Annotated in this window: 17 protein-coding genes and 2 pseudogenes; 7 read left to right on the top strand and 12 right to left on the bottom strand. The window is 41.0% G+C overall.

Annotation, left to right across the window (positions count from 1 at the left end):
- Positions 1-2: 2 nt before the first annotated feature.
- On the bottom strand, positions 3-1,145 hold the full coding sequence (locus tag V7K79_RS17100) for an IS4 family transposase (RefSeq protein WP_335049214.1): 1,143 nt from the start codon (positions 1,143-1,145) through the stop codon (positions 3-5).
- A 113-nt stretch (positions 1,146-1,258) separates the two neighbouring features.
- On the opposite strand from V7K79_RS17100, the pseudogene V7K79_RS17095 reads away from it, so the two are divergent.
- A pseudogene (locus V7K79_RS17095) lies at positions 1,259-1,672 on the top strand (transposase); the annotation flags it as partial.
- Positions 1,673-2,242: 570 nt separating this feature from the next.
- Here V7K79_RS17095 and V7K79_RS17090 read toward each other — a convergent pair.
- The 3 genes from V7K79_RS17090 to V7K79_RS17080 all read right to left on the bottom strand — a co-directional run bounded on the left by V7K79_RS17090 (position 2,243) and on the right by V7K79_RS17080 (position 6,916).
- On the bottom strand, positions 2,243-4,894 hold the full coding sequence (locus V7K79_RS17090; protein WP_335049196.1) for a TonB-dependent siderophore receptor: 2,652 nt from the start codon (positions 4,892-4,894) through the stop codon (positions 2,243-2,245).
- A gap of 159 nt (positions 4,895-5,053) precedes the next feature.
- Positions 5,054-6,037 (bottom strand): AraC family transcriptional regulator, encoded by a 984-nt coding sequence (locus V7K79_RS17085; protein WP_335049195.1) that lies wholly within the window; start codon positions 6,035-6,037, stop codon positions 5,054-5,056.
- A 381-nt stretch (positions 6,038-6,418) separates the two neighbouring features.
- Positions 6,419-6,916 carry an ISAs1 family transposase gene (locus V7K79_RS17080; RefSeq protein WP_442938950.1) on the bottom strand — a complete coding sequence of 166 codons (498 nt, stop codon included), beginning with the start codon at positions 6,914-6,916 and terminating at the stop codon, positions 6,419-6,421.
- Between the two features lie 286 nt (positions 6,917-7,202).
- On the opposite strand from V7K79_RS17080, the pseudogene V7K79_RS17075 reads away from it, so the two are divergent.
- A pseudogene (locus tag V7K79_RS17075) lies at positions 7,203-8,672 on the top strand (IS1182 family transposase); the annotation flags it as partial.
- A 20-nt stretch (positions 8,673-8,692) separates the two neighbouring features.
- On the opposite strand, the gene V7K79_RS17070 reads toward V7K79_RS17075, so the two are convergent.
- A complete protein-coding gene (locus V7K79_RS17070) occupies positions 8,693-9,385 on the bottom strand; it encodes a PD-(D/E)XK nuclease family protein (protein WP_335049193.1) in 693 nt (230 codons plus the stop codon).
- 215 nt (positions 9,386-9,600) lie between these two features.
- Here V7K79_RS17070 and V7K79_RS17065 point away from each other — a divergent pair, with 215 nt between their 5' ends.
- The 3 genes from V7K79_RS17065 to V7K79_RS17055 all read left to right on the top strand — a co-directional run bounded on the left by V7K79_RS17065 (position 9,601) and on the right by V7K79_RS17055 (position 12,240).
- Positions 9,601-9,780 (top strand): hypothetical protein, encoded by a 180-nt coding sequence (locus V7K79_RS17065; protein ID WP_335049192.1) that lies wholly within the window; start codon positions 9,601-9,603, stop codon positions 9,778-9,780.
- 162 nt (positions 9,781-9,942) lie between these two features.
- A complete protein-coding gene (locus V7K79_RS17060; protein ID WP_335049213.1) occupies positions 9,943-10,197 on the top strand; it encodes a putative toxin-antitoxin system toxin component, PIN family in 255 nt (84 codons plus the stop codon).
- A 132-nt stretch (positions 10,198-10,329) separates the two neighbouring features.
- Positions 10,330-12,240, top strand: coding sequence for a HEAT repeat domain-containing protein (locus tag V7K79_RS17055; RefSeq protein WP_335049191.1), 1,911 nt, complete (start codon positions 10,330-10,332; stop codon positions 12,238-12,240).
- A gap of 66 nt (positions 12,241-12,306) precedes the next feature.
- Here V7K79_RS17055 and ccmS read toward each other — a convergent pair whose 3' ends face one another.
- Together ccmS and V7K79_RS17045 are read right to left on the bottom strand one after the other, a co-directional pair.
- A complete protein-coding gene (ccmS, locus tag V7K79_RS17050) occupies positions 12,307-12,735 on the bottom strand; it encodes a beta-carboxysome assembly chaperone CcmS (RefSeq protein ID WP_335049190.1) in 429 nt (142 codons plus the stop codon).
- 38 nt (positions 12,736-12,773) lie between these two features.
- Entirely contained in the window at positions 12,774-14,582 is a 1,809-nt protein-coding gene (locus tag V7K79_RS17045) for an ABC transporter ATP-binding protein (RefSeq protein WP_335049189.1), read from the bottom strand.
- A 292-nt stretch (positions 14,583-14,874) separates the two neighbouring features.
- Here V7K79_RS17045 and V7K79_RS17040 point away from each other — a divergent pair, with 292 nt between their 5' ends.
- Both V7K79_RS17040 and V7K79_RS17035 read left to right on the top strand, forming a co-directional pair.
- Positions 14,875-16,290 carry a folate/biopterin family MFS transporter gene (locus V7K79_RS17040; RefSeq protein ID WP_335049188.1) on the top strand — a complete coding sequence of 472 codons (1,416 nt, stop codon included), beginning with the start codon at positions 14,875-14,877 and terminating at the stop codon, positions 16,288-16,290.
- 234 nt (positions 16,291-16,524) lie between these two features.
- Positions 16,525-18,021, top strand: a complete 1,497-nt coding sequence (locus V7K79_RS17035; protein ID WP_335049187.1) for a carotenoid oxygenase family protein — start codon at positions 16,525-16,527, stop codon at positions 18,019-18,021.
- A gap of 4 nt (positions 18,022-18,025) precedes the next feature.
- On the opposite strand, the gene V7K79_RS17030 is transcribed toward V7K79_RS17035, so the two are convergent.
- From V7K79_RS17030 to V7K79_RS17010, 5 genes are all read right to left on the bottom strand, one after another.
- Complete coding sequence (locus V7K79_RS17030) at positions 18,026-19,183, bottom strand: universal stress protein (protein WP_335049186.1); 1,158 nt, start codon at positions 19,181-19,183, stop codon at positions 18,026-18,028.
- 59 nt (positions 19,184-19,242) lie between these two features.
- Complete coding sequence (kdpC, locus tag V7K79_RS17025; RefSeq protein WP_335049185.1) at positions 19,243-19,845, bottom strand: K(+)-transporting ATPase subunit C; 603 nt, start codon at positions 19,843-19,845, stop codon at positions 19,243-19,245.
- Positions 19,846-20,173: 328 nt separating this feature from the next.
- Positions 20,174-22,279 (bottom strand): potassium-transporting ATPase subunit KdpB, encoded by a 2,106-nt coding sequence (kdpB, locus tag V7K79_RS17020; RefSeq protein WP_335049184.1) that lies wholly within the window; start codon positions 22,277-22,279, stop codon positions 20,174-20,176.
- A 418-nt stretch (positions 22,280-22,697) separates the two neighbouring features.
- On the bottom strand, positions 22,698-24,383 hold the full coding sequence (gene kdpA, locus V7K79_RS17015) for a potassium-transporting ATPase subunit KdpA (protein ID WP_335049183.1): 1,686 nt from the start codon (positions 24,381-24,383) through the stop codon (positions 22,698-22,700).
- 435 nt (positions 24,384-24,818) lie between these two features.
- Positions 24,819-24,971: a hypothetical protein gene (locus V7K79_RS17010; protein ID WP_335049182.1), complete on the bottom strand. Its 153-nt coding sequence runs from the start codon at positions 24,969-24,971 to the stop codon at positions 24,819-24,821.
- Positions 24,972-24,975 lie beyond the last annotated feature (4 nt).

Below are 24,975 nucleotides of genomic sequence, written 5' to 3'. Positions count from 1 at the left end.
AGTTAGGAAGCTGATAAAATAAGCCTCATAGCCCTCTGCCCTTGTTGATAATACTTTCGCTTATTAGGAGTTAATCTCAATAATTTATCTACTAGTTCATGACAGCTTTCCATAAAATTGACCCACGTATAGCCATATAATCCAATATAAAAACTGCTATGTCGTCTTTCAATACGCCCATATTCTTTGACGCGTCCGATATATTTCTGTACTCCAATACGTTTAATTTGCTGCCCAGCAATTGTGGCAGAAGTGTAAGCGATCGCTATCAATAAAACTAAGGATATTAGACGTTCCCCAGATACATTTGTCTCCTCCATATTATAACCACCTTTCTTGAAATCTCGAAACATCTCTTCAATATCAAATCGTCTTTTATATGATGCGATCGCTAGTTCTAGAGTCTTCAAATTTGTTAAGATAAACCATCCTTCTTCTGGCGCTGCTCCCAAGATTTTACGCTTCCATTTGCACGCCACATTAAAGTTGGTAAACCCCTGAGTTGTAGTGACTTTAACACCTTGTAAAAATAAAGAAATACCAGGTGATAATCCTAAATTTTTCAGTTCTAACCAAACGCCTGTTTGTTGCTCAATAAAATGATTCTTTTTGAGACGTAAGCAAAAGTATACATCCATCTCTCTCAACCAGTTTGCCAACTTGACTGAGCAAAATTCTCTGTCTGCCAATACGCAAATTTTATAGTTATTAAAAAGTGGTAATACTTTAGATAGAATCAATTTTTGCTCATCTATCTGGGAACATCCCAACTTTGGTAGTAATTCAAAATAAACCGGAAATGCCCTTTTATCCCAAACAACACTAACCATGAATAAATTGACACAAGCCCAATTTGTACGATCAATTACCACATAAATTATTTTTTCGGAAGTAAAGTTTGCTTCTAACCATGTCGTAACAATCGGGAACCAAATTTCTTCAATTTTGAGGTTTGGTAATGATAAAAATCTCTGTATTTTTTTTCTTCTGCTTTCAAATCTAATTGGAATAGGTAAAGCCGTAGCCAATGTTTCTAAACTTACTTTTTTCCTTAATTGCAGAATGTTGATTAAAATTTTTAACAACAGGTATTCCGCAAGACTAAATTGACTTTTTAAGTGTGTTTGGTAGAATAAAGGTAACATTATCAACAGATAGGTCTTATTGACAAAACTAGACCTATCTTTTTTTACCATAAATTGCTACACACTTTATTTTGCAAGGTTTTGAGGCTATGTTGTCGCCCCGTCAGCTGACGGGGACTAATATTCGTTTTGTTGTTACTTCACTGACTACCAAAAAAGTACCTCCTGCTCAACTCTACACGCAAAAATACTGTAAGCGAGGAGAGATGGAAAATCGCTTTAAGGAACAACAACTGGAACTTTTTAGTGATAGAACCAGTACGCATACATTCACTGGAAATCAATTACGTTTGTGGTTCTCTTCTCTTGCTTACATTTTGATGAATGCATTGCGGTTACAATGTTTGGCAAAGACGGAATTACAAAACGCTCAAGTGGAAACTATTCGTATCAAATTATTAAAGTTAGGAGCGCTGATTACTGTAAACACACGACGGATTTTAATTGCGATTACTAGCTCTTGCCCGTATAAACATATATTTGCTACTGCTTATAGATGCTTAAAAATGCTGCCTAATACCGCTTAATCTAAAATTGAAGTGCATTTTATTTATCTCTAATTAATAATACTTGGGACTTGGTTTAATCAAGTCTTGTTTTGGATGCTTAATTTTATGAACAGAGTGTTTTGATTTCAGTGTCAATAAAAATATAGTGATTTTTTATTTTCATAGCTACTATTTTGTACTTACTTATATTTGCCCACTTAATTTTCAATTGATGATGTATCAAAAAAATGTCTTATTTCGAGTGATGTGAATTGATTTTTTATTGTTTGTGAGAAATGCGGGATTACACCTCTACCATCTCACTTTTAATTTTTATTTCTTGGAATAATAAAAACTGGGATGCTCCCGGGACAGTCAGATTCCATCTGGGCAATATTGAGAGCGCTAAAAAAGATTTATTTAAAGCTTTTGGTTTGTATGAGGCGCGAGGGAATATGATTTACTGTGCTTTTACTCGAAGTTTGATTATGGAGCTTTTTCGAGATCCTGAAGTTTACAAAGATTTGTTTGGGGTTGAAAGCGGGATAGTCAAATCGAAAAAGTAGCCACTTGCTAAGAGTGGCTACAAAATCATTAAAACAGAGAAGGTCATAACTCCCACGAAATCGTGCCCTGCACGGTGAACGGCTCGCCACGATTAACAGTCAAAAGATTAGAAGCAGACTCAAAATAATCCACATCAAACAGATTTCTGAAATTAAGCTGTGCGCCAAGCTGTCCTTGTTTATAGAAAATGGCAGCATCAGTACGGAAATAGCTCGGCAATTCAAAGGAATTGTCTAAATCTGCCTGGCGTGAGCCTATATAGAAGAATCCCAAACCAACGCCGAGTCCTTTGAGACTACCAGATTGAATTTCATACTTCGTCCACAAATTGAAACTATTTTTGGGCACATTGTTGAGGAGATTACCGGGTGTATAAGTATTGTCTTTGGTGATTGTGGCATCCGTGTAAGCATAACCTGCAATCACATTCCAACCGGGTAAGATTTCACCCCCAATGTTGAATTCGATACCCCTGCTGTGCTGCTCACCGGTTTGAATCAAAAAATTTGGATGATTTGGGTCTGGGTCAGCAGTCACGACATTGGAGCGAGTCAGATTATAAAATGCAAGTGTTGTAGAAATTCTGTCATTCAAATCTGCTTTGACCCCGACTTCATACTGTGTGCCACGCTCTGGTTCAAAAAGGCTGCCATCAAAGCTACTTCCTATCGCTGGGGTAAACGAGCGAGTGTAGCTGGCATAGAGTGAAATGGGCTCTATGGGTTGGTAGACAATACCGAAACGAGGACTAAACGCATCTCCTGACTGGCTGCTTTCGGTGTTTGCTACCAAATCTCCATTCGTCTGTTTAAAGGCATCAAACCGTACACCCAACAGCAACTTCAGATTCTCACTCAGCGCGATCTGATCTTGGACATAAATACCCAGTGCATCTGTTAGAGAGGAAGCACTTAGAGGACTCAAACTTTCACCAAGGGATTGGTTATACACTGGGTTAAACAAGTCAATGGGTGCTGCATTATTACGAATAACTGAATATTCAGAATCAATTCTACTTAGGTCAAATCCAAACACTAACTGATGCTGGATGGAGCCAGTAGAGAATTTGCCAATAATGTCTGTTGCCAGATTGTAAGTCTGGTAATCAATCGGTGAATCAATAAATACTCGATTTAATGTTCGCTGATCAGGGTCGAGACTAGTACCAGCATAGAAATTGATATCGAAATGATAAAATACTGCCCGAAAAGCGTTTTTTAATGACCAGTTGTCACTGAATTTGTGTTCTAAGGTGTATCCAATTTTACCAATATCCATATGAACAAAATTGTCACTCCTGTTAGGTCCACTAATGTTCAGGTTGCGTGCTATTTTACCATTTGGGTTGGGTAGTATAGTGCCAGCGGCTGGTTGCGACAATCGGTTGGTGTCTGCATCTGTATACTCTCCTTCTAGAGTTAGCTTTGTTCGCTCACCAATTGCAAAACTCAAAACTGGGGCAATGAATAGATTTTGAGTATGAGTAAAATCGATAAAACTGCTTGTATCTTTGTAGGACAGATTCAGTCGATACAGCGCTGTTTTGTCATCGTTTAATGGACCAGACAGATCCACAGCGCCCCGATAATAGCTGTAATTTCCAACCGTTGCTTCAACTGCATAGTAAGGATTGAGGAGGGGCTGCTTGGTAATCAAATTGATTGTGCCACCGGGAGTACCGCTACCAAACAGAGCTGAAGCCGGACCCTTGAGGACTTCCACTCGCTCTATATTGGAGAGTTCTAGTGACTGTGTACCCAGAGGATCTACCAGACCATTTCTGAGCGTAGTCCCACTATCAAAGCCCCGAATGGTAAATGCACTATCTTCGTTATTGACAGACGATCCATTTGATGTAATCACACCGGGAACATTTCTTAAAGCATCGTTCAAGCGGGTGACTTGTTGGTCTTTGAGTACCTGTTGGGGTACAACTTGAATTGATTGCGGGATGTCGCGCAAGGGTGTATCGGTTTTGGTCGCAGTGGTCGCATCTGGTACACTGTATCTGTCTTGTTCTCCTGTCACCACCAACTCAATCGGCTCATCACCAGTTGATGGTTGCTGTGGCTGGGTTTGGTTTGCTGGCTGCTCTGCTTGAGGCATTGGTTGTGTTTGGGGTGGCTGCTGTGCAGTAGATGCAGCAGTTGTCAACCCAAAAATCAAACCTTCATCACTGTCAAATAACTCGACTGTTGGTGAGCTTGCCTCGCCGATCACCGTCACCCTGATAGTATTGGCATCAAAGTTATTGACTGTTATTTCAGTAATTCCCGCAAGTGGTTTTTCCGAACGGAATGTGAATGCATCACCATTGGGTAAACGCAGCTGGGCATTGGGAATATCAGCAATAAAACTATTACCAGCACTGCGATTAGTAACTTGTAATTGTTCCCCTTTGCTAGTTTGTAGAATCACTTCCACACCTTTGGCGGTTGGATTTGCCTTCACTTGCGTCACTTGCACAATTTCTGCTGAGGGCGTGTTTGGCGGTGCAGGCGATTGCACAAGCTGTTGAGCGCTGGCGATCGGATGCTCTATTAAATGACGAATCTTTGAAGTTAGCGCGGATTTTGACTTTTCATTGCTTGGTTTAACCTCTGCCCATCCTGGTGAAATAGTTACAGCACTCAGACATCCTGTTATCAGTGCCAGCCACAGATATACGCTATTAAAAAACCGCCAACGCTTCATAACAACTCCTTACACACCTGCTCACAAAACTTTGTTTATTCACACGCCTTGTAATCCCCCAGCAACACCGGAGGATGACTTCAGTAAAAAATCTGAATTATTGCAAATATTTCTTGATTTTTAGTGAAAGTGAGTATACACAAAAGTTGGCAATCAAGTCTACTCAGAAACGGCTTTAGATCCCGAAACGGACTTGTTGCCCAATAAACATTTTCCTGGCGTAATGCCGAACCTGCGTCTGAAGGCAGCTGCAAAGTGTCCCAAGTTAGAATAACCGACCTTGTTGGCAACAGAGGCAACGGAAAGATCGCCTTGCCGCAATAGTTCTTCTGCCCACTCCATACGCTGATTGGTTATGTAGCTAAATACAGTTGTGCCAAAGAGTTCCTGAAATCCACGTCGCAGAGTGCGATCGCTCACCCCCACCAACTGCGATAATTCCAGCAATGACGGCGGATTCTCTATACGCGAGTGCAAAATTTCTTTGGCATGATGAATCCGGGCGATGGTTTCTGCCTTCAGTCGTGGCGATGGTTGCACTCCACCTTGATCTACCAGCATTGGAGTTAACTGCAACCTGATCAGTTCCAGCACTCTCACCTGCAAATACATCAGCTTGGCGATTCCTTGATAAGGACAGTTAATGATTTGCTGTGCTACAAAGTGGACGGCAGCAGTCTTTTTGGGGTGTAGCATTGTCTGCCAATCATTACCTTTAGCCAGTAAGCTGAACTGGGAAGGAATTTCGCCACCTGCTGTCGGGAAAAAGGTTCCCAATAGCTCAGGTGGCATATGAATACCAACGCCCACACTTCGTTGAGATTTTGGATTTTTTACAGTCCATGAGCGTTGAACGCCAGCACCAGAGATCAGTGTATCGTCTGTGTCAACTCCTAAAAGCTCGACATCAAATTGCAGAGGATGATTATATTCAGGAACTTTCATCAATACATTATCGTGATATTCACAGTCACCAATTGACAGCCGAAGATGAGGATACACCTCAATATCTCGCATATATCCTTTGCCCAGAAGTCTTGGCACTTGATAAATAAATTCATTAGATTCTGGGTTTTTCTGGCTATTCATTTCAGCTTCTGCCCATAGTTGCTCCCACTCTTTTATCGTCAGGATAATAGTCATTGTTAGTGATAAAAATTTTATCAATAATTATAAATTAGTATGGCGTTAGCAGAGCTTACCGTTTGCGTAGCGTCTCGTAGAGTAGAGAAGATATCCCTCCTAGCAGTTTTCAGTCACCACACAAGCCAGAGCAAACGCATCTTATTTATTAATAAAAACTGAGGAAGATTTAAAAATGACATAGATAATTGTAAAAATTGATGGAATGATAAATAAAATAAATCAAACATTTTCCCAAAATGTGAATTAGCTTATCTTCAACTGAATGACTAACCATTAATATTAAAATAATTCAATCATGGGATACATAAAATTATATTTATCTGGAAAATAGATAAAAATTTTATATAAAATATTAAGCTCAAGTTTGGATATACTATTTTAAACTAAGGCGAAAATACTTAGTAAATATTTGTTATCCATCGCCGCGAGAAACTGTTTATTTTTGATTCCGCGTTTGACACGCTTCTCTTGAGTTAAAAGATTGACTGCAATATGTCTGATAATTGCAAAATTCTGTGGAGCGTTATCTTTTCTAATTCGACAGTCATCTTCCCTGAAAGTGACATCCAATATCCAATGTAATGAATTCTCAACTCCCCAATGACTGCGAATAGAATTAGCAAACTGTTCAACATTTGATTCAAGGCTACTGATAAAATAACGAGTTTCAGCCATTGTCTCACCATTTAATGAACGGACGGATTCTACCATCCCAACACTATTAAAGTTTGACCAAACTGAATCAGGATTAAGCCGAGATTCGGTTCCATATAACATCATGTAGTGGCGAATCTCATGACGACCATGCCCTCTTTCTTCTGTTTTATATGGTAATCGATCACGGGGCGATCGCGGACTAAAACCCGGATTTCTCACAAACTCAGAAAAAAACAGAGTGTAAAACTGCTAAAATGTATATATAACAAGCATTTCAGCAGTTATAAACAATGAATCGACCTGCAAGGCGATGGCGTAACCGCCCACCGGATACTGTTGGTGAAACATTTCTTAACATTTAAAGAGGGATGTATACGGTGTATTACATGGTTTGGAGCAATAGGCTTTACCATGTAATACATGAACAAGGACAATAAAAGGATGAAAAGGAGAAGGAAAGACAATTTATCAATAAACTAGAAGAAATATTTGTGGAGACAAGTATATGTGCTTACATCCGGAAGAAATTCCTCCAGTACCAGAAGAAACAGCGCGTGTAGCTAATGCAGCATTCCTCAAAGGTAGTATGTATATGTGTCTGCGCGACGAGATGGGAATTTTCTTTCAGGATCAAGACTTTGCATCTGTGTATCCACAAAAAGGACAGCCAGGACAAGCACCTTGGCGATTAGCGATGTTACTGATAATGCAATTCGTAGAAAACCTGTCTGATAGACAAGCAGCGCAGGCAGTACGAGCAAGAATTGATTGGAAATATACTTTATCGTTAGAATTAACAGACCCAGGCTTTGATTTTAGTGTTTTAAGTGAATTCCGCGACCGACTAATCTGTGGGGGTATCGAGCAGCAAATACTAGATAAAATGCTCACAAGATTTCAAGACATGAAACTACTTTCAGCAAGGGGAAAACAACGCACCGACTCTACCCATGTTGTGGCAGCAGTCAGAGCGTCGAACCGATTAGAACATTTAGGTGAAACCCTACGTTATGCACTTAATGCGGTGGCAGAAGCTGACCCAAGTTGGCTAAAATTCATCGCTCCTACTGAGTGGTATGACCGATATACAAAACGTTTTGAAGAATATCGACTGCCAAAAACCGCACCAGAGAGAGAAGCATTGGCTACTCTAATGGGGGCTGATGGCTTTCGTTTACTTGATGCTATCTATACAGAAACATCTCCACAGTTTCTCACAAAGCTACCAGCAATAGAAGTCCTACGTCAAGTTTGGTTACAACAATATCATGCGCCCACGGATAAAATTGAGTTACGCAATGAACAAGATGGTCCACCTTCATCTGTGAGAATTTGGTCGGCTTATGAAATAGAAGCACGTAATAGCACTAAACGCGCTACTAACTGGACAGGGTATAAAGTGCATCTGACAGAAAGTTGTGATGAAGATGGGCCACAAATCATCACTCATGTAGTCACAACTACCGCTACTAGTCCAGACCAAACAGTGATACCCTCAATCCATCAAGCTCTCGCAGAGAAAGAACTTTTACCTGAGCAACATTTAGTAGATCAAGGATACACTAGTGGACAGTTGCTTTCTCATTCCCAACAGGACTATGACATTGATCTGTTGGGTCTAGTACCTGTTGATGTCGGATGGCAATCAAAAGCAGGTTTGGGATTTGATTTATCCCATTTTCAAATCAACTGGACTCAAGAAACTGCCTATTGTCCTCAAGGCAAGAGCAGTAGCCGTTGGAAACAAACTCAAAACGCTGATGGCAACCCAATAATTCGTGTTAACTTTTGTACCACAGATTGTTTAGTTTGTCCTGTGCGCTCCCAGTGTACTCGTGCAAAAACTCAGGCACGAGGCTTAACTTTACAAGTGCAATCTGATTACGAAGCTCTCCAGAAAGCTAGACAGAGGCAAAAAACTAAACAGTTTCAACAACAGTATGCACTGCGCTCCGGCAAGGCACTTACCGTATCTTTGAACCAGAATCCCACTCATCAACTCCAAACACTTCTGCGTTCCCAATATTCGGCGACTCTTTTTTCCCATTGCTGCCAGTAATCTTTAATCGCTGCTGGTTCAAACCAAAATACTTCAGCTGGCATCTCTGGAATTGCAACTACCAACAAAGCATGATTTAGCTGAATGCCATCATGTTGATAATAGTTGTTAATTGCTCCAATGTATGCTGTAAGTTGCAGTGGATATTCGTATAAATGCTCAATTGAACCTTTAGGTTTGTCTGCTGTTTTCCACTCGCAAATACAGGGGATGCCTTGATAACTGGCAATACAATCCACTTTGCCAGAATAGCTCAAATCATAATGAAAAACAGAGCCTTCTACGAGTCTCACTGTGTCGATTTCTTCTAAAACTGGCTTGATACTTTCCCAATAAGGGCGACTGGCTTCTGGACAAACAGGATTTTGTCCAAGGAGATAGCGCTCAATTTGTTTGTGTGTTTGGGTTCCTCGACGACTGGCGTTTGTAGATATGCGGGTGGCTTCTTCTGTCCCAACACGCGCTTTCCAATTTAATAATCTGTCTCTATCTGCTTGGGGTTTAGTGATATTAAGTATTGTAGTGACGCTGGGTAAGCGGTTTCCCTTAGCATCTACATAATATTGTTTACCATTTTCTCTCAGTGATTTACTATTAATTCGAGGTAGCAGTTGAGTATCAAATTGCATCAGTTTTTCTGAAAGTAAACTTAAGGTTAAAAATCGTGTCTACATTGACAAAATCAAGAAATGTGACGATGGGGCTAGTCTAGTATAGCTTTCAGTGGAATTTCGGTTGTTATTCATAAAATTATGGAACCTGTAACACTAACGGCTGTTGCAACTGCGATCGCTTTAATTTAGTTAAAGTAGCCTTAAATTTCCACACTTGAGGTGCTATAGAGATGGCAACCCTTAATCTCAATATTGAGCAAGTAATATCACTAGTGAAGCAACTAGCAATTCCCGAGCAGCGTATGATATTGCAAGCCATCAAAGCAGAGCAAGATACTTGGTGGGAGAATAGACTTAATTACGGAGAGCTACAGATGAGCTATTTGAGTACAACACGCGGTCTTAACTGAGATATTATGACTGAACAAGAGCGAGAAGAATTCATTAGATGATCTGATGCATGAAAAGTAATGATTTCTTATGTAGTTATTTTCGATACAAACACGCTCTTTTTGGGGTTAGGTTGGCGAGGTAGTCCCTATCGTTGTTTAGAACTTGCGAGAAACGGGTAGATTGAGTCTGTAACTTGTCGAGAGATTTTATTGGAGTTACGCGAAAAGTTGCAGACAAAGCAAAATCGTTCTCCGACAGATGCAGCTATTGATATTGAGCAAATTCTTGCTTTTTCACGCTTGGTAGAAATTCCCAATAGCCTGAAAGTTGTTATTGACGATCCTGATGATGATTTGGTGGTCGAGTATGCATTTGTCGGTCAAGCAACACATATTATTACAGGTGATAAATACTTACTTTCATTAAATAAATAGCAGGATATTTATATTCTCAAAGCAGCAAAATTTACAAATTATCATCGCGTTCAGACTTGACAGCAAGGCAACTGATGTAGCAAGATGCATTTAAGTCCCTTTCGTCCCACATCTCGAAGTGGGTAGGAGGCAATGCATGATTGGCAGTATTTCTTTAACCACGATCGCAGCAATTTAAATCAAGGCACTTACCGCATCTTTGAGCCGGAGTGGAAAGCAGAGATTCTCCACTGGTTCAGCCAAAAGGATGTAGCTAAGGAGCAAAAAGAAGATTTTATCCAAGCTTTAATAGATTTTGATGACGGTTGCGGTGATTTTTATCGGTATCGCGCTTATTTTTTGGCGGCTGAGGCTTTATCCCAGTTCCCAGAATGTAGTTTGGGTGATGCAATTGTAGAACAACTGCTCAAATGGAGTTATGCCTATTTTCGGCAAGATAAGCGAGATTGGCAAATACTACCAAAACCATTGGTGCAGACAGCGAGAAAAACCCTGGAATTAACCGACAGAAAACGGGTTATTGCTGCTTTTGTCCATCTGGTTCATACTACTGAAAGTCGTTCAGTTCTCCGAGTTGCAGCCGAAAAGTTAGGAACACTCGATCCGGGTAATAAAAGTGCGATCGCAGCCTTGGCTTTGATGCCGATTACTGAGGAGAGACACGGATATAGGAAAAGTTATAGTCTAGGCAAAATCGCCGTTGGTAATGAAACTGTGATCGCTATTCTAGTTAACGACATCAAAAAAATACCAGCTTGGGAAATTGGCACGCATGGAATTAGAGCTTTAGGAGATATTGCTGACAGCAATCACGCTGCAATCGCTACATTAGTTAACCTTATGGAGACAACACTGAATAAGGACAATTGTTGTAGTGCGATCGCAGCCTTCGTCAAATTCTTAGAGATAAACCAGGGTGATAGAATTTGTTTTGATGCAGTTCAAGCTTTGTGGCAAATTGATCCTGGTAATGCAGCTGTACTCAAGAGTTTAGTCCACATTCTCGAAACTTCTGCGAATGCACTTTTTATAAATCGCGCGGCTACATATCTACTGGAAATTGAGCCAGAGAATAAAACTGCGATCGCTACTTTATCCAAAACACTTGAAACCTCTCAGTTTGACGGCGAACGTTTGCAAGCAGCTAAAAGTCTCCTACAAGTAGACTCTAATAATCAAATTGCAATTAATGTCTTATTAGAGTTAGTTAAAAATCTGGGTCAATCCCCAAAAGATCCATATTATACACAATGTCTCGCATGGGAAGCAACTAGAACTCTGTCGCAAATCGACCCCAGTAATCAAATTGCAATTAATGCTCTAGTTGATCTAATTAGGACTGCTAACCATCATTCTTACCTCAACCTAGCAGTGCAGGATTTAGGGCTTTTTGGTGCTGGGAATGAAACTGCAATTGCAACTTTAATTGAGTTAATCGCCTCCACTAAAGATGATTCCCTATTATGCGATGCCGCTGAGAGTCTAGGAAAAATTGATTCAGGTAATAAAGTGGCGGTTAGCACGTTATCTCAGGTACTTGAAACGACTCAAGATGAATGGGGACGTTTGTATGCAGCCGAAAACCTACTGAAAATTGATCCTGTCAATCTAAAGGCGATCGCGACTTTATGCCAAATAATGGAAATAAATCCCTATCAAGATGAATCAATCTTGACGGATGCAGTTCAAAATTTAGAACAAGTCGATCTAGAAAACAAATTGGTTAAAGAGAAGCTTAACGAAGTTATCCCTACTCTGATCCGATTTATTGAAAACTTTCAACAAGATAATGACAATAAAAACTGCTTCAGCAACAAAGCCACTATTCGGCTACCCTATGAATCTTGTCTCTTGGATATAGCTGATAATTTGACAAAAATCCTCCAAAAAGAACATTTACCACAAGTAGTCATAACCCTAAAAGACTATCTAAGTAAACAGTTATACAAAAGCAATTCATATCGCTACGAAGCCGTATTCAACATTGTCTGGCATTCTGCCGAAAATCTAACTTACCCAGATTTCTACAAAGCAATCAACTAAACAATAAGCGCAGAGTTATTTCTCTTCCTCCACGTTCCTCTGCGCTTCCCTCCGGGTTCCTTTGCGTTAAAAAACAATCTCCTCTTTCATCCTCTCTTCCAGCACATCCAATAACCCATCCACATCCTTCCCAGCTTGCTCAAAACAAATCGGTGGCGCTGGTTCCGGTGCAAACTGAATTAACTTAATTTCACCCTTCCCAATCCCAATCATCACAACTTCCACTTCCGGCTTGTGATTCTCAACAATTCCCAAAATTTCTTGCAGCCGATTATCAACCTTATTATTTAAATTCTCTATCTGCTCTTTCGGACAATAAACAAAATGCGGCGTAGGTTGCAAATCAATACCAACAGTACCCTGACTGTCACCATTTGCTAACCACAATCCCCAAAACAGCGCCGCCAATTCTTGCTGATTTGCTTTGACAAACTTATCCAACTGGTGACGCCACTTAGTATCACCTGATTCTGGTTGACTATTACCAAAAAACATAAATAATTTGTAATGAAGACACAGACAATAGGCGAAACTTATCTCAAACCTGACTGTACACGCCAGAGGCCGGAATAAATACCGTCTTTCTCTAGCAATTGCTCGTGGGTTCCCGACTCTACTAATTTCCCATGTTCCATGACATAAATGCAATCGGCATTGCGAATAGTGGAAAGACGATGAGCGATCGCAATTGTAGTTCTATCGACTGTAATCCGTTCTAGCGATCGCTGAATTGCTGCTTCTGTCTCATTATCCACCGCCGAGGTTGCTTCATCTAAAATCAGAATTGGGGGATTCTTGAGAACTGCACGAGCGATCGCAATCCGTTGTCTTTGTCCACCAGATAACTTTTGTCCTCTTTCTCCGACAATTGTCTCATAACCTTGGGGCAATTCAATAATAAATTCGTGCGCCTCGGCTATCTTCGCCGCCGTGATGATTTCTTGCTCTGTATTCTCGAAGCTACCATAAGCAATGTTCTCCGCTACAGTGCCATGAAATAGAAAGACATCTTGACTCACCAAACCGATGCAGCGACGTAAATCTCGTAAATTTAAACTTTCTAGATTAATGCCATCGAGAGTAATGCTGCCAGCTTGCACCTCATACAACCGCAATAAAAGTTTGACTAAAGTACTTTTACCAGAACCAGTTGAACCGACAATCGCAATGGTTTTTCCCGCCGGAACATCCAAAGACAGATTTTTAATTACTGCAAATCTATCTTTATAAGCAAAATAAACATTTTTAAATTGTACTTCTCCGCGTACTTCATTCACAGGTAAAGATACATCACCTGTATGAATGGCGATCGGAGTATCTAGTAAATTCATAACTCGATTAGTAGAAGCCATTGCTCTTTGATATTGGTCAAATGTTTCGCCTAATCTAGTTAAAGGCCACAGCAAACGCTGAATTAAAAATACTAATACGCTGTAAGTACCTACAGACATTGCTCCAGAAACCGCAGCCATTCCGCCATATAAAAGTAATGCCGTAAAACCCACCAAAATTAGCATCCGAATTAACGGCACAAAAGCAGCAGAAAGAGTAATTGCCTTCTTATTACTGCGGCGATAAGCATCACTATCTAATTCCAAACGATAGGCTTCATAAGCTTCAGCCGTAAAGCTTTTAATAGTAGTAATTCCGCTAATATTGTTTGACAACCGCGAATTGAGAAAACCTACCTTTTCGCGGACATTAGCGTAGCGAGGCGCAAGTAGTCGTTGATAAGCAAAAGAACCCCAGAGAATAAATGGCATCGGTGACAAAGCCATCCACGCTACACTAGGAGCCAAAATAAAGAACGCAGCACCAATAATTATAACAGTTGCAGAAACTTGGATGATATCATTCGCTCCACCATCCAAAAACCGCTCTAATTGGTTAACATCATCACTGAGGATAGACATTAAACCGCCAGTACTGCGTTCTTCAAAATAAGCCAATTCCAACTCTTGCAAATGTTTGTATGCATCCAAACGCAAGTCATGCTGAATATTCTGAGCCAAATTCCGCCAAAGTCGAGCGTAGGCGTACTCAAAAACCGATTCTAATATCCAAATGATTACAGTCAGGAAAGAAATAATCAAAAATTGTTCAAAGACATCCCGTACTCCTAACTGTGCAATTATGGAGTTCTGTTGCTTAACTACTACATCCACCGCCACACCAATTAAGCCGGGTGGTGCTAAATCGAAAAATTTATTGAGGATAGAATAAATAGTCGCCAGCCAAATTTGTTTGCGATACTGGTGTCCATACTCCAGCAAACGCTGGAGAGGATACGTTGATTGTTTACGCCTTCTTGATGCTCGATGAGATTTTAATGCAGTAGCCACGGCTTTTTGCGGTTTCGTGTGACTGATATTACCACGGAAAAAGTCTTGAGTCCTAAGTCGTGAGTCTGAAAATTGATTTAGACAGAACTAACAAAAACTGTATTCGATGTACCAAAATTAGAGGCGAATAGCCGAGCAGAAACGAGAACATCTTTCTAAAAGAAAGAAAAATTATTAGGAAAGCCTTAAATAATACTCAAAGAAGAAACAAAAGGAAAAAGGTGAGAAAAAACCCACCTCCTCAGAATCGATATGATAGATAAGTAAACAAAATTTAAAAATTATTTATCGAATGGTAGATCAATTATCTGGCTTGCCCAAGGTCAAAGACTACATAACACAAAAACTCTTCTTGGGTAATGAACCAAATGCGGAGTTAATTGCAATTCTCACCGTTTACTTTGTCCAAGGAATTTTAGGGTTATCGCGCCTAGCCGTTAGCTTTTTTCTCAAAGATGAACTACTCCTGAGTCCAGTCCAGGTATCGACGCTAGTGGGAATTGTCTTCCTACCTTGGATGATCAAGCCAGTGTTTGGTTTTATCTCTGATGGCTTGCCTATATTTGGCTATCGTCGCCGTCCTTACTTGATTTTATCCGGGATACTAGGAACTGCTTCTTGGGTGAGTTTGGGCACAATAGTTCATACTAGCTGGGCAGCTACATTAGCGATCGCTCTAGGTTCTCTCTCCGTCGCCATGAGTGATGTCATTGTTGACTCGCTGGTTGTAGAACGAGCCAGAGACGAATCGCAAGCAAAAGCCGGTTCACTACAATCTCTATGCTGGGGTGCTTCGGCGATTGGAGGTTTAATAACAGCCTACTTTAGCGGTCTGTTGCTGCAATACTTTACTACCCGTACCGTCTTTGAAATTACCGCTTTATTTCCTCTGATCGTTTCAGGAGTAGCTTGGTTAATTGCTGAGTCCCCCGTTAGCCAAGATGCTCAAGATAATAATCAGACCAAATCTTTACCAATCAAACATCAGCTGGGGCAGCTACGCCAAGCCATTAGCCAAAAAACAATTTGGCTACCAACAGCGTTTATCTTCATCTGGCAAGCTACCCCAAATGCTGACTCAGCCTTTTTCTACTTCACCACCAACGAACTCCACTTTGAACCAGAATTTTTGGGGCGGGTGCATTTGGTGACAAGTTTCGCTTCTTTAGCAGGTGTTTTGATTTTTCAACGTTTCCTCAAAAGCATCCCTTTTCGCGTGATTTTTACTTGGAGTACTCTCCTTTCCTCTATTTTGGGGATGACAATGCTGTTGTTAGTGACTCACACAAACAGGCTATTAGGTATAGATGACCACTGGTTTAGTTTGGGTGATAGCCTGATTCTGACTGTGATGGGGAAAATTGCCTTTATGCAAGTGATGGTACTAACAGCAAGGCTTTGTCCTTCTGGTGTGGAAGCGACGTTATTTGCTTTGTTAATGTCAATCTATAATTCAGCCGGAACGGTTTCTCATGGATTGGGGGCATTAATCACGTATTGGCTGGGAATCACCGCAACAAACTTTGACTCACTTTGGCTCTTGGTGGTAATTACTAACCTCAGCACACTGTTACCCCTACCATTTATCAACTGGCTACCTGCGACTGATGAGCAAACTGAGACATCAAAAGCTGGGGAACAAGCGTTTTTACCAGATTTGATGTCTGAGTTGGTATTGAGAGAACCAGAGTCAGAAATAATGGAATAGTGTAATAAATTTCACACTTAGTTGTATTTAGCAAAAAATCGTAGCGTTTTTAAACCCAAAGTAAACGCAGAGGGGCGCAGATTTTTGCCTGATTTAATTCACTACGAATTGTACTAAGTTGAACCAGTGCGCTGCCTTCACGTTGTAGTAACTAGCATAGTAAAGCTGCTGCAAAAAAAAGTATTTTGAGTAGCTACATATTTTTGCCCAAGATAACAAGAAGAAACAAAGTATATGCATTTTCAAACTCAAGAAAGCTTAGTTACAGAAAAATCTTATACCCGTGCAGACTGGCAAGGAGGATATCAATCTCTTACCCAAGAGCATGATTATTGGATTGATGATATAGAAGGGCAAATTCCTAGAGAGCTACAAGGTACACTATTTAGAAATGGCCCCGGTTTGCTGGATGTGAATGGGCAACCTCTTCATCACCCCTTTGATGGGGATGGGATGATTAGCAAAATTACCTTTACCAACGGTCGCGCTCATTTTCGCAACCGCTTTATCCGCACAACTGGTTATTTGGCAGAGCAAAAGGCGGGAAAAATTCTCTATCGTGGTACTTTTGGTACTCAAAAACCTGGCGGTTGGTTAGCTAATATCTTCGACTTCAACATCAAAAATATCGCTAATACAAATGTTATCTATTGGGGTAGTAAACTGCTGGCACTCTGGGAAGCGGCGGAAGCATATCGCCTCGATCCTTATACTCTTGAAACGCTGGGAAATGAATATTTTGATGGTGCTTTGTCAGCAGGTGAAGCTTTCGCTGCCCATCCCCGCCTGGAAAACAATTGTTACCAAGATGGGGGCGCACCTTGCCTGGTAAACTTCTCGATGAAGCTGGGATTATCTACTACAATTACTATTTTTGAGCTAAACCCAGCAGGTAAAATTATCAGACAGCACGCTCATAAGATTCCAGGTTTCTGTTTCATCCACGATTTTGTCATTACTCCCAATTACTGCATCTTCTTTCAAAATCCTGTCACCTTCAATCCCATACCTTTCGCCTTGGGAATACGTGCGGCGGGAGAATGTATCAAATTTCAGCCAAATCAGCCAACTAAAATTATAATTATTCCCCGCTTCCCGAAAGAAGGGCAAGAAAAGATAAAAATTTTGGAAACTCAGTCGGGTTTCGTCTTCCACCACATTAATGCTTTTGAGGTAGAAGACAAAATTTTGATTGACTCCATTTGCTACCAATCTTTCCCAGAAGTAGAACCCAAAAGCGATTTTCGACAAGTTGATTTTGAGGCACTTTCACCTGGGCAACTTTGGCGATTTGATCTGAATTTAAAGAATGGGACAGTCAGGCGGGAATTGATTGATGGCCGCTGTTGTGAATTTCCCAGCATACATCCGGCAAATGTCGGACGCCCTTATCGATATCTATATATAGGTGCGGCTCATGCGGAAACTGGTAATGCTCCCTTACAAGCATTGCTGAAAATTGATTTAGAGTCTTTTGAAAAACAATCTTGGAGTGCTGCACCCCGTGGTTTTGTCAGTGAACCGATTTTTGTCCCGCGCCCAGGTTATGAACAGGAAGATGATGGTTGGATATTAGCTTTGGTTTATGATGCTGCTCATCACCGCTCAGATTTAGTAATTTTGGATGCTAGTGATTTCTCTAAAGGAACAATTGCACGGCTACATCTGAAGCATCATATCCCTTATGGTTTGCATGGAAGCTTTACTTCTGAGGTTTTTGAGGAAATTTGATCCCCTATTTGGATGAAACCATTTTTTCGCTGGCAATAATATGCAAATCAATATTTTTGAGCAAGCGGACTAATTTTTGCGTCAAAGAGCCTTTGAGGAGCATTTGCCAGCGCGATCGCTGACTCTCTCCGATTACAATTTGGGTAATCCGATATTTCTCGGCGACTTGGGCGATCGCATCGGCGATGTTACTGTTGGTAACACGAAGAAAAATACCTTCAAATTCTTTACAAAGTTTCTCACAAGTGTGGATGTGTAAACTTTCCTCCTTGGTGAGGAAGCGTTCCGGATCGGCTACGAACAAGGTATAAAGCGGTGCGTTCATGTAGTTAGCCAGCCTCGCACCTCGACGTAGCAATTGTACTGAGTTGGGATAAGTGGAAACACATACCAAAACCCGCTCGTGAATATTGCAAAATTGTCCGTTGGGAGTAGAGGCAATCGCATTTTCTTCTACGTTGTCTGCTACTTCCCGCAAAGCCAATTCCCGCAAAGCAATCAAGTTACGCCGTTGGAAAAAATTATCGAGGGATTGTTGGATTTTTGGCTGTGCGTAAATCTTCCCTTCTAATAGCCGTTCTTGTAAAGTTTCTGGTGTAACATCCACTACCACTATTTCATCTGCTTCATCCATAATTCTGTCAGGAACTCGCTCGCGGACTACCACACCTGTAATTCTGGCTACTAGGTCGTTGAGACTTTCCAGATGTTGCACATTCATTGTGGAGTAGACATCAATCCCGGCTGTTAAAACTACTTCCACATCTTCGTAGCGCTTTTCGCGTGGAGAACCAGGGACATTGGTATGGGCAAGTTCATCGATTAAGACTAATTGGGGCGATCGCTTTAAAATAGCATCTGTATCCATATCCGTCAGCGTCAACTCACCGCGAGGATATCGCTTACGGGGTATAATTTCCAGTCCCTCTGCCTTTTGGGCTGTTTCCTTGCGGGCGTGGGTTTCCAAAAGCCCAACAACAACATCAATTCCTTCCTGTTTGAATGCGTGTCCCTCTTCCAGCATCCGGTAGGTTTTGCCTACTCCAGGAGCCATGCCAATAAAGATTTTATGCTTACCCCGTCGTCGTCCTGGATAAAGCGAGTAACTTGCAGAATTTAAAGGCGCATTCCCAGCCGAACCAATATTAGTATTATCTGACATTTATACCACTCCTATAGCATGGGAAAATCATTATTGCCAATGCCCCATGCCCTGCCCATTTACTGATTTTGCTGACGATTAATATCTTGCAAATCAAGAGCATAATTCAATCGGAGAACATTGACTCCCGGTTCGCCAAAAATCCATAAAAATCTGTCATCAGTATACTTATTAATTAAACGTAGGATCTCATCTTCTTTTACTCCCCGCGCACCAGCAACCCGTGTCAATTGCTGCCGTGCTGCTTTCAAGGAAATATGCGGGTCTAAACCAGAGCCAGAGGTATAAATTATATCAGCTATTGGTTGAAGATTTTCGTCTTGCAATTTATCTGCCTCTGCTAAAATCCGCTTCAGTAGTTCTGGATTGCTTGCAGCGAGATTACTAGCTCCAGATATGCCAGTTGGCTTGGCTTTTTTCCCTTGGCTATATCTAACAGTACTAGGACGAGAATGGAAATATTGATCGGATGTAAACACCTGACCGATTAAAGCAGAACCAATTGGTTGATTATTTAGATTCCGCATGATACTGCCATTAGCTTGATAGGGCAAAAAAACTTGACCCACTACAAGGATTATTAGAGGATAGATGATTGCAGTCAACAACCAAAGCATTAGAGTTATAAAAATTGCTCTGATGGTTTCTCGAATAATAGCCATAAAAAGTTTTCCAATTGTGCCTAGAATTTAATTTTTAATTTTTAATTCTTTTGCCCACCTAGCAGGAAATTACAAGATACTTTAGCAACAGCATAAACAACTAAGGCAGTTACCACATTCAAGCACAGCAGAATAAAAATAGCGAGTGGTAGATGTTGTTTATGCCATTGCAACTAAACAAAGGATATCGCCAAAGCAGTGCTGAGTGAAAACGATATTTATTCATGTTATTCTTGATTACCCTTGTCAACAGGTAAAAGTAAAAATGTTTATTATTTTACTTTGGTCAAGATGCGCTCGTTTCTCAGCGTTTCTACTTTTGCTATCCTTAAGCCAAGCCCACAAATGTAATCAATACATCGATCAATTTAATTGCAATAAACGGTGCAATCACCCCACCTAAGCCGTAAATTAAGATATTACGTTGGAGTAACTGATTAGCTGTCAGTGGTCTAAACCGCACTCCCTTTAATGCTAAAGGAATCAAAGCGGGAATAATCAAAGCATTATAAATCAGCGCTGAGAGTACAGCAGATTTAGGGCTAGTCAAATTCATAATATTCAAACTTTGCAAGTTAGCAGCGACAAATATCACTGGGATAATTGCAAAGTATTTAGCAATATCATTAGCGATAGAAAATGTCGTTAATGCTCCGCGAGTAATCAACAATTGTTTACCAATACCAATGATATCGAGCAGCTTTGTAGGATCGGAGTCCAAATCAACCATGTTAGCGGCTTCTTTTGCTGCTTGCGTTCCTGTATTCATTGCCACACCGACGTTAGCTTGGGCTAATGCTGGTGCATCGTTAGTTCCATCTCCCGTCATCGCCACCAGTTTACCTGCGGCTTGTTCCTGTTTAATGACATTGATTTTATCTTCTGGTGTAGCTTCGGCAATGAAGTCATCCACCCCGGCTTCTTTGGCAATCACAGAAGCAGTAATTCGGTTATCTCCAGTTAGCATGATGGTACGCACTCCCATCCGTCGCAATTGCTCAAAGCGATCGCGGATACCAGGTTTAACTATATCTTTGAGATAAATAATTCCATAGATTTCGTTATCGAGGCTGACTGCTAGGGGTGTACCTCCCAGGCGAGAAACTCGTTCGTAGACAGCATCCAATTCTGGGGTATCGCGTCCGTTGCGGGAACGGACAAATCCTTTAATAGCTTCTACTGCTCCCTTTCTGGCCTCATACCCACCAGGTAAATTCGTGCCACTCATCCGGGTTTTAGCAGAAAAACTGACTGCTTCTGCCTGACTGGAGTCAAAATCAAACCGTGCGCCCAACTTTTCTGCCAATCGGACAATAGATTTACCTTCTGGTGTATTGTCAAAGACACTAGCTGCCCAGGCAACATTAACAATTTCCGACATTGAATGACCGTTGAGAGGAATAAACTCTTCTGCCAGACGGTTGCCAAGGGTAATTGTACCTGTCTTGTCAAGAAGTAAAGTGTTGACATCACCACAGGCTTCGACTGCTCGTCCTGATGTAGCAATGACGTTAAATTGGGCAACTCGATCCATACCAGCAATACCAATGGTACTTAGTAAGCCGCCAATGGTGGTAGGAATTAACGCTACTAATAAAGCAATTAAAATTGGGATGCTGACTGGACTGTTGATATAGTAAGCAAGTGCAGGCAAGGTTACTACAACTAGCAAAAACACTAAGCTGAGAACTGCCAACAATACCGTCAGGGCAATTTCATTGGGTGTTTTGCTGCGTTCTGCTCCTTCTACCAAGGCAATCATTCGGTCAATAAAGCCTTTGCCTGGATCAGTTGTGATCTGGATAATTAGTTCATCTGAGATAATCCGCGTCCCACCAGTGACGGAACTAGCAACGTCGGAACCTGATTCTTTTAATACTGGTGCAGATTCCCCAGTAATTGCCGATTCATCCACTGAGGCAACACCCATGATTACTTCGCCATCGGCGGGGATGATATCGCCAGCAATGACGTAGATAGTATCCCCCTGTTTGAGGCTGGTGGATGAAACTTCACTAATTGTGCCATCGGCAGCAAGTTTTTTGGCGATCGCCTCTAACTTTGTTAACCGCAAGGCATCGGCTTGGGCTTTACCCCGTCCTTCTGCCACTGCTTCGGCAAAATTGGCAAACCAAACTGTAGAGAATAAAATCCCCGCCAACAAGGCGTTGAAAACTTGCGGGTTCTTTTGCAGGGCGGGGCCAAATAGGTTGGGATCGATGGTTAGCAATAGGATGATGATTGTCCCTACCCAAACCACAAAGATTACTGGATTTTTGATTGCATACTTAGGGTTGAGCTTGACAAAAGCATTTTTAATTGCTCTTAGGTACAGCCACTTATTATTTGCCCTGGTCTTTTTACGTTTTTGGCGGCGATCGCCAGAACGAGAACTTGGGCGTCTAGCTTTAAAGTTAGTTGCCACTTGATTCATAACTAAAGTTAGCAGTGAGAAGTTAAAAGTTATAGCAGGAGGCAGAAGGCAGGAGGCAGAAGGCAGGAGGTAAAACATTACTATTCCTAACATCCAGGCTTTCAAGATGTCCTAACCTTTGATTCGCTTGCTATAGGAGTTATAGGAACTTCTAATAAAAAAATATCCAACCTGTAGGATGCGTTAGTAACGCATCCTACGAAACCGGATAATTTATCAAATAACGGCAGGAGCCAGAAGGAAAAAAGTACAAATAAAAACTTTAATTCTAAGTAATTACCCAGTTAAAAAATTAGATGCTGGTACGAGACATTCTTGCTTCAATCTCACACTTTTAAGTCTGGGTTACTCCTTTTTCCTGCCTCCTGAATTACTTTTTGATACTTTATTAATTTCAAACTTATAACTCATAACTTTTCTAACTGCCAGATGCTAGTTTCAAACCCTCAGCTATGGGGCCTAAAGCCAGAACGGGAAAGAAAGTCAATACTCCCAAAACCAGCGTTACTCCTGCCACGATCCCAGTAAATACCAACGAATCAGTTCTCAGGGTAGCAGGGGTTTCTTGTACTTGTTGTTTGCGAGACATCCCATCAGCTAGCAGCAGGATGGCAATCATCGGAATGTAGCGTCCCCCGATGAGGCTAACTAAAGTACTCAAGTTCCACCACAGGCTGTTATCCGCCAAGCCCTCTAAGCCTGAACCATTATTTGCTGCTGCTGAGGCATACTCATAAACTACTTGAGAAATACCGTGATAGCCAGAGTTGCTAATTCCAGATAGGGAGATGGGATAAGCTAAGGCGATCGCACTGGGGATCAAAACTAGAATTGGGTGAATCAACAGCACTACACTGGCAAGAACGATTTCCCGCTTTTCAATTTTGCGTCCGAAAAACTCTGGAGTACGTCCTGCCATCAGTCCAGTGAGGAAGACTGTGAGAATTAAGTAAATAAATAAGTAAGCTGTTCCAGTTCCTTGACCACCCCAGATAACCTGGATAAATAAGTTGAAGAGAGTCGAAAATATTCCTTGCGGCATCAGAGAATCGTGCATCCCGTTCACAGCGCCAGACATAGTAGCAGTAGTCATCACTGCCCAAAATGCTGTTTGTGCCCAACCAAATCGAACTTCTTTCCCCTCTAAATTGGGTTGTTCTAATCTAAAGGCGCTATTAACTAGGGGATTACCTTGCAGTTCTCCCACGGCTGTAACTCCCACCAGAACTACAAAAATCACAAACACCATCCAAAAAAGTAGCCAAGCTTGTTTGATGTTATTAGCAAATATACCGTAAGTGTAAATCAAGGCTGCTGGAATAGAAATCATCGCGAGCATTTCTATCAAATTAGAAGCACCATTGGGATTTTCAAAGGGGTGAGCTGAATTGACGCCAAAAAAGCCGCCGCCATTCTCGCCCAAAAGTTTGATCATTTCAAAGGATGCTACCGGGCCTCTAGCCAGATATTGCGTCCCGCCTTCTAAGGTTGTCACATCCATAGTTCCAGCTAATGTTTGTGGTACACCTGCTACCAGCAAAGCGCTCGCTCCAATGATCGAAATCGGCAGCAATATTCGCGTAATTCCACGCACTAGATCGACATAAAAGTTTCCCAGTCTTTTACCCGTCAACCCGCGAATAAAGGCAATTCCTACGGCTAAACCGGTGGCTGCGGAAGTAAACATCAAAAAGCCTAAAGCCGCTACCTGGCTAAAATAGCTTAAGGTTGTCTCACCAACATAGTGTTGTTGGTCAGTATTTGTTACAAATGAAATTGTAGTATGTAGTAATACATCCCACCTGATAGCACCAAAGCCGTTTGGATTCCAGGGTAAGAGTCTCTGAAAATATATCAGAAAATAGACTGTAATAGCCATAATCGTGTTGCAAAAGATTACGGCCCGGATATACTCCCAACCCGTCATATCATCTTTTCTGCGAACACCTGCAAGTACGAACATACTTCGCTCTATGGGGTTCATTAAAAAATCAAGCAGTGTTTTTTCTCCCAAAAAAACAGATGCTATGTATCTTCCGAATAGCGGAGTGATTGCTATGACAATACACAGCGTTAAGCCAATTTGCAAAAAACCTTGTCCCATATATTTTACGCTAAATTAAATTTAAGTCCTAGCAAGCCAATTCTTAAAAATAATAGATTAACTGTAGAAGTATTTGATTTCAGGGGATTTGACTCAGCAGTACTGAGTCAAAAAAGCTATAATCCCACTCAGCATTAAATCAGTTCAAAGTAGTGAATGCTTCGGCTGAAAGTAGTAAAAAGTAATAAGTACTAATTCTTACTTATTACTTTTTACTCAGTACTGCCTTAATGTCCCACTACGGCTAACATAACTCCTGAATATTTTCAGTTATGACTATTTTCCAGATAATTATTAAACTTTGAGTTAAGAATATTTAATTTTTAGTCTTAATTTATCTATCTCACTACTTAGGATTATTTGTTTATACAATACATTTTCCAAGTTTGCTACTTTCAAAGAATATAAATATCATAAAGTATTTTCTTAACGAAATTAGGGATTGGGAAGATAGTGGAAGAAACCTTGATGATTATGAGCAACTACCCAGTTTCCACTCTCCAATCCTCCTTTTTGCATTTGGATAATCGGAATTTTCGGGTCAATTCTCAAGTTGGCATTTGCAGATATAGATTGCAGATAGTTCATATTT

This window comes from Nostoc sp. (genome assembly GCF_036917575.1).
Taxonomy (GTDB): Bacteria; Cyanobacteriota; Cyanobacteriia; order Cyanobacteriales; family Nostocaceae; genus Nostoc.
Note: the sequence above shows the minus strand (reverse complement) of the source record. Positions and strands in the feature narration are given on the sequence as shown.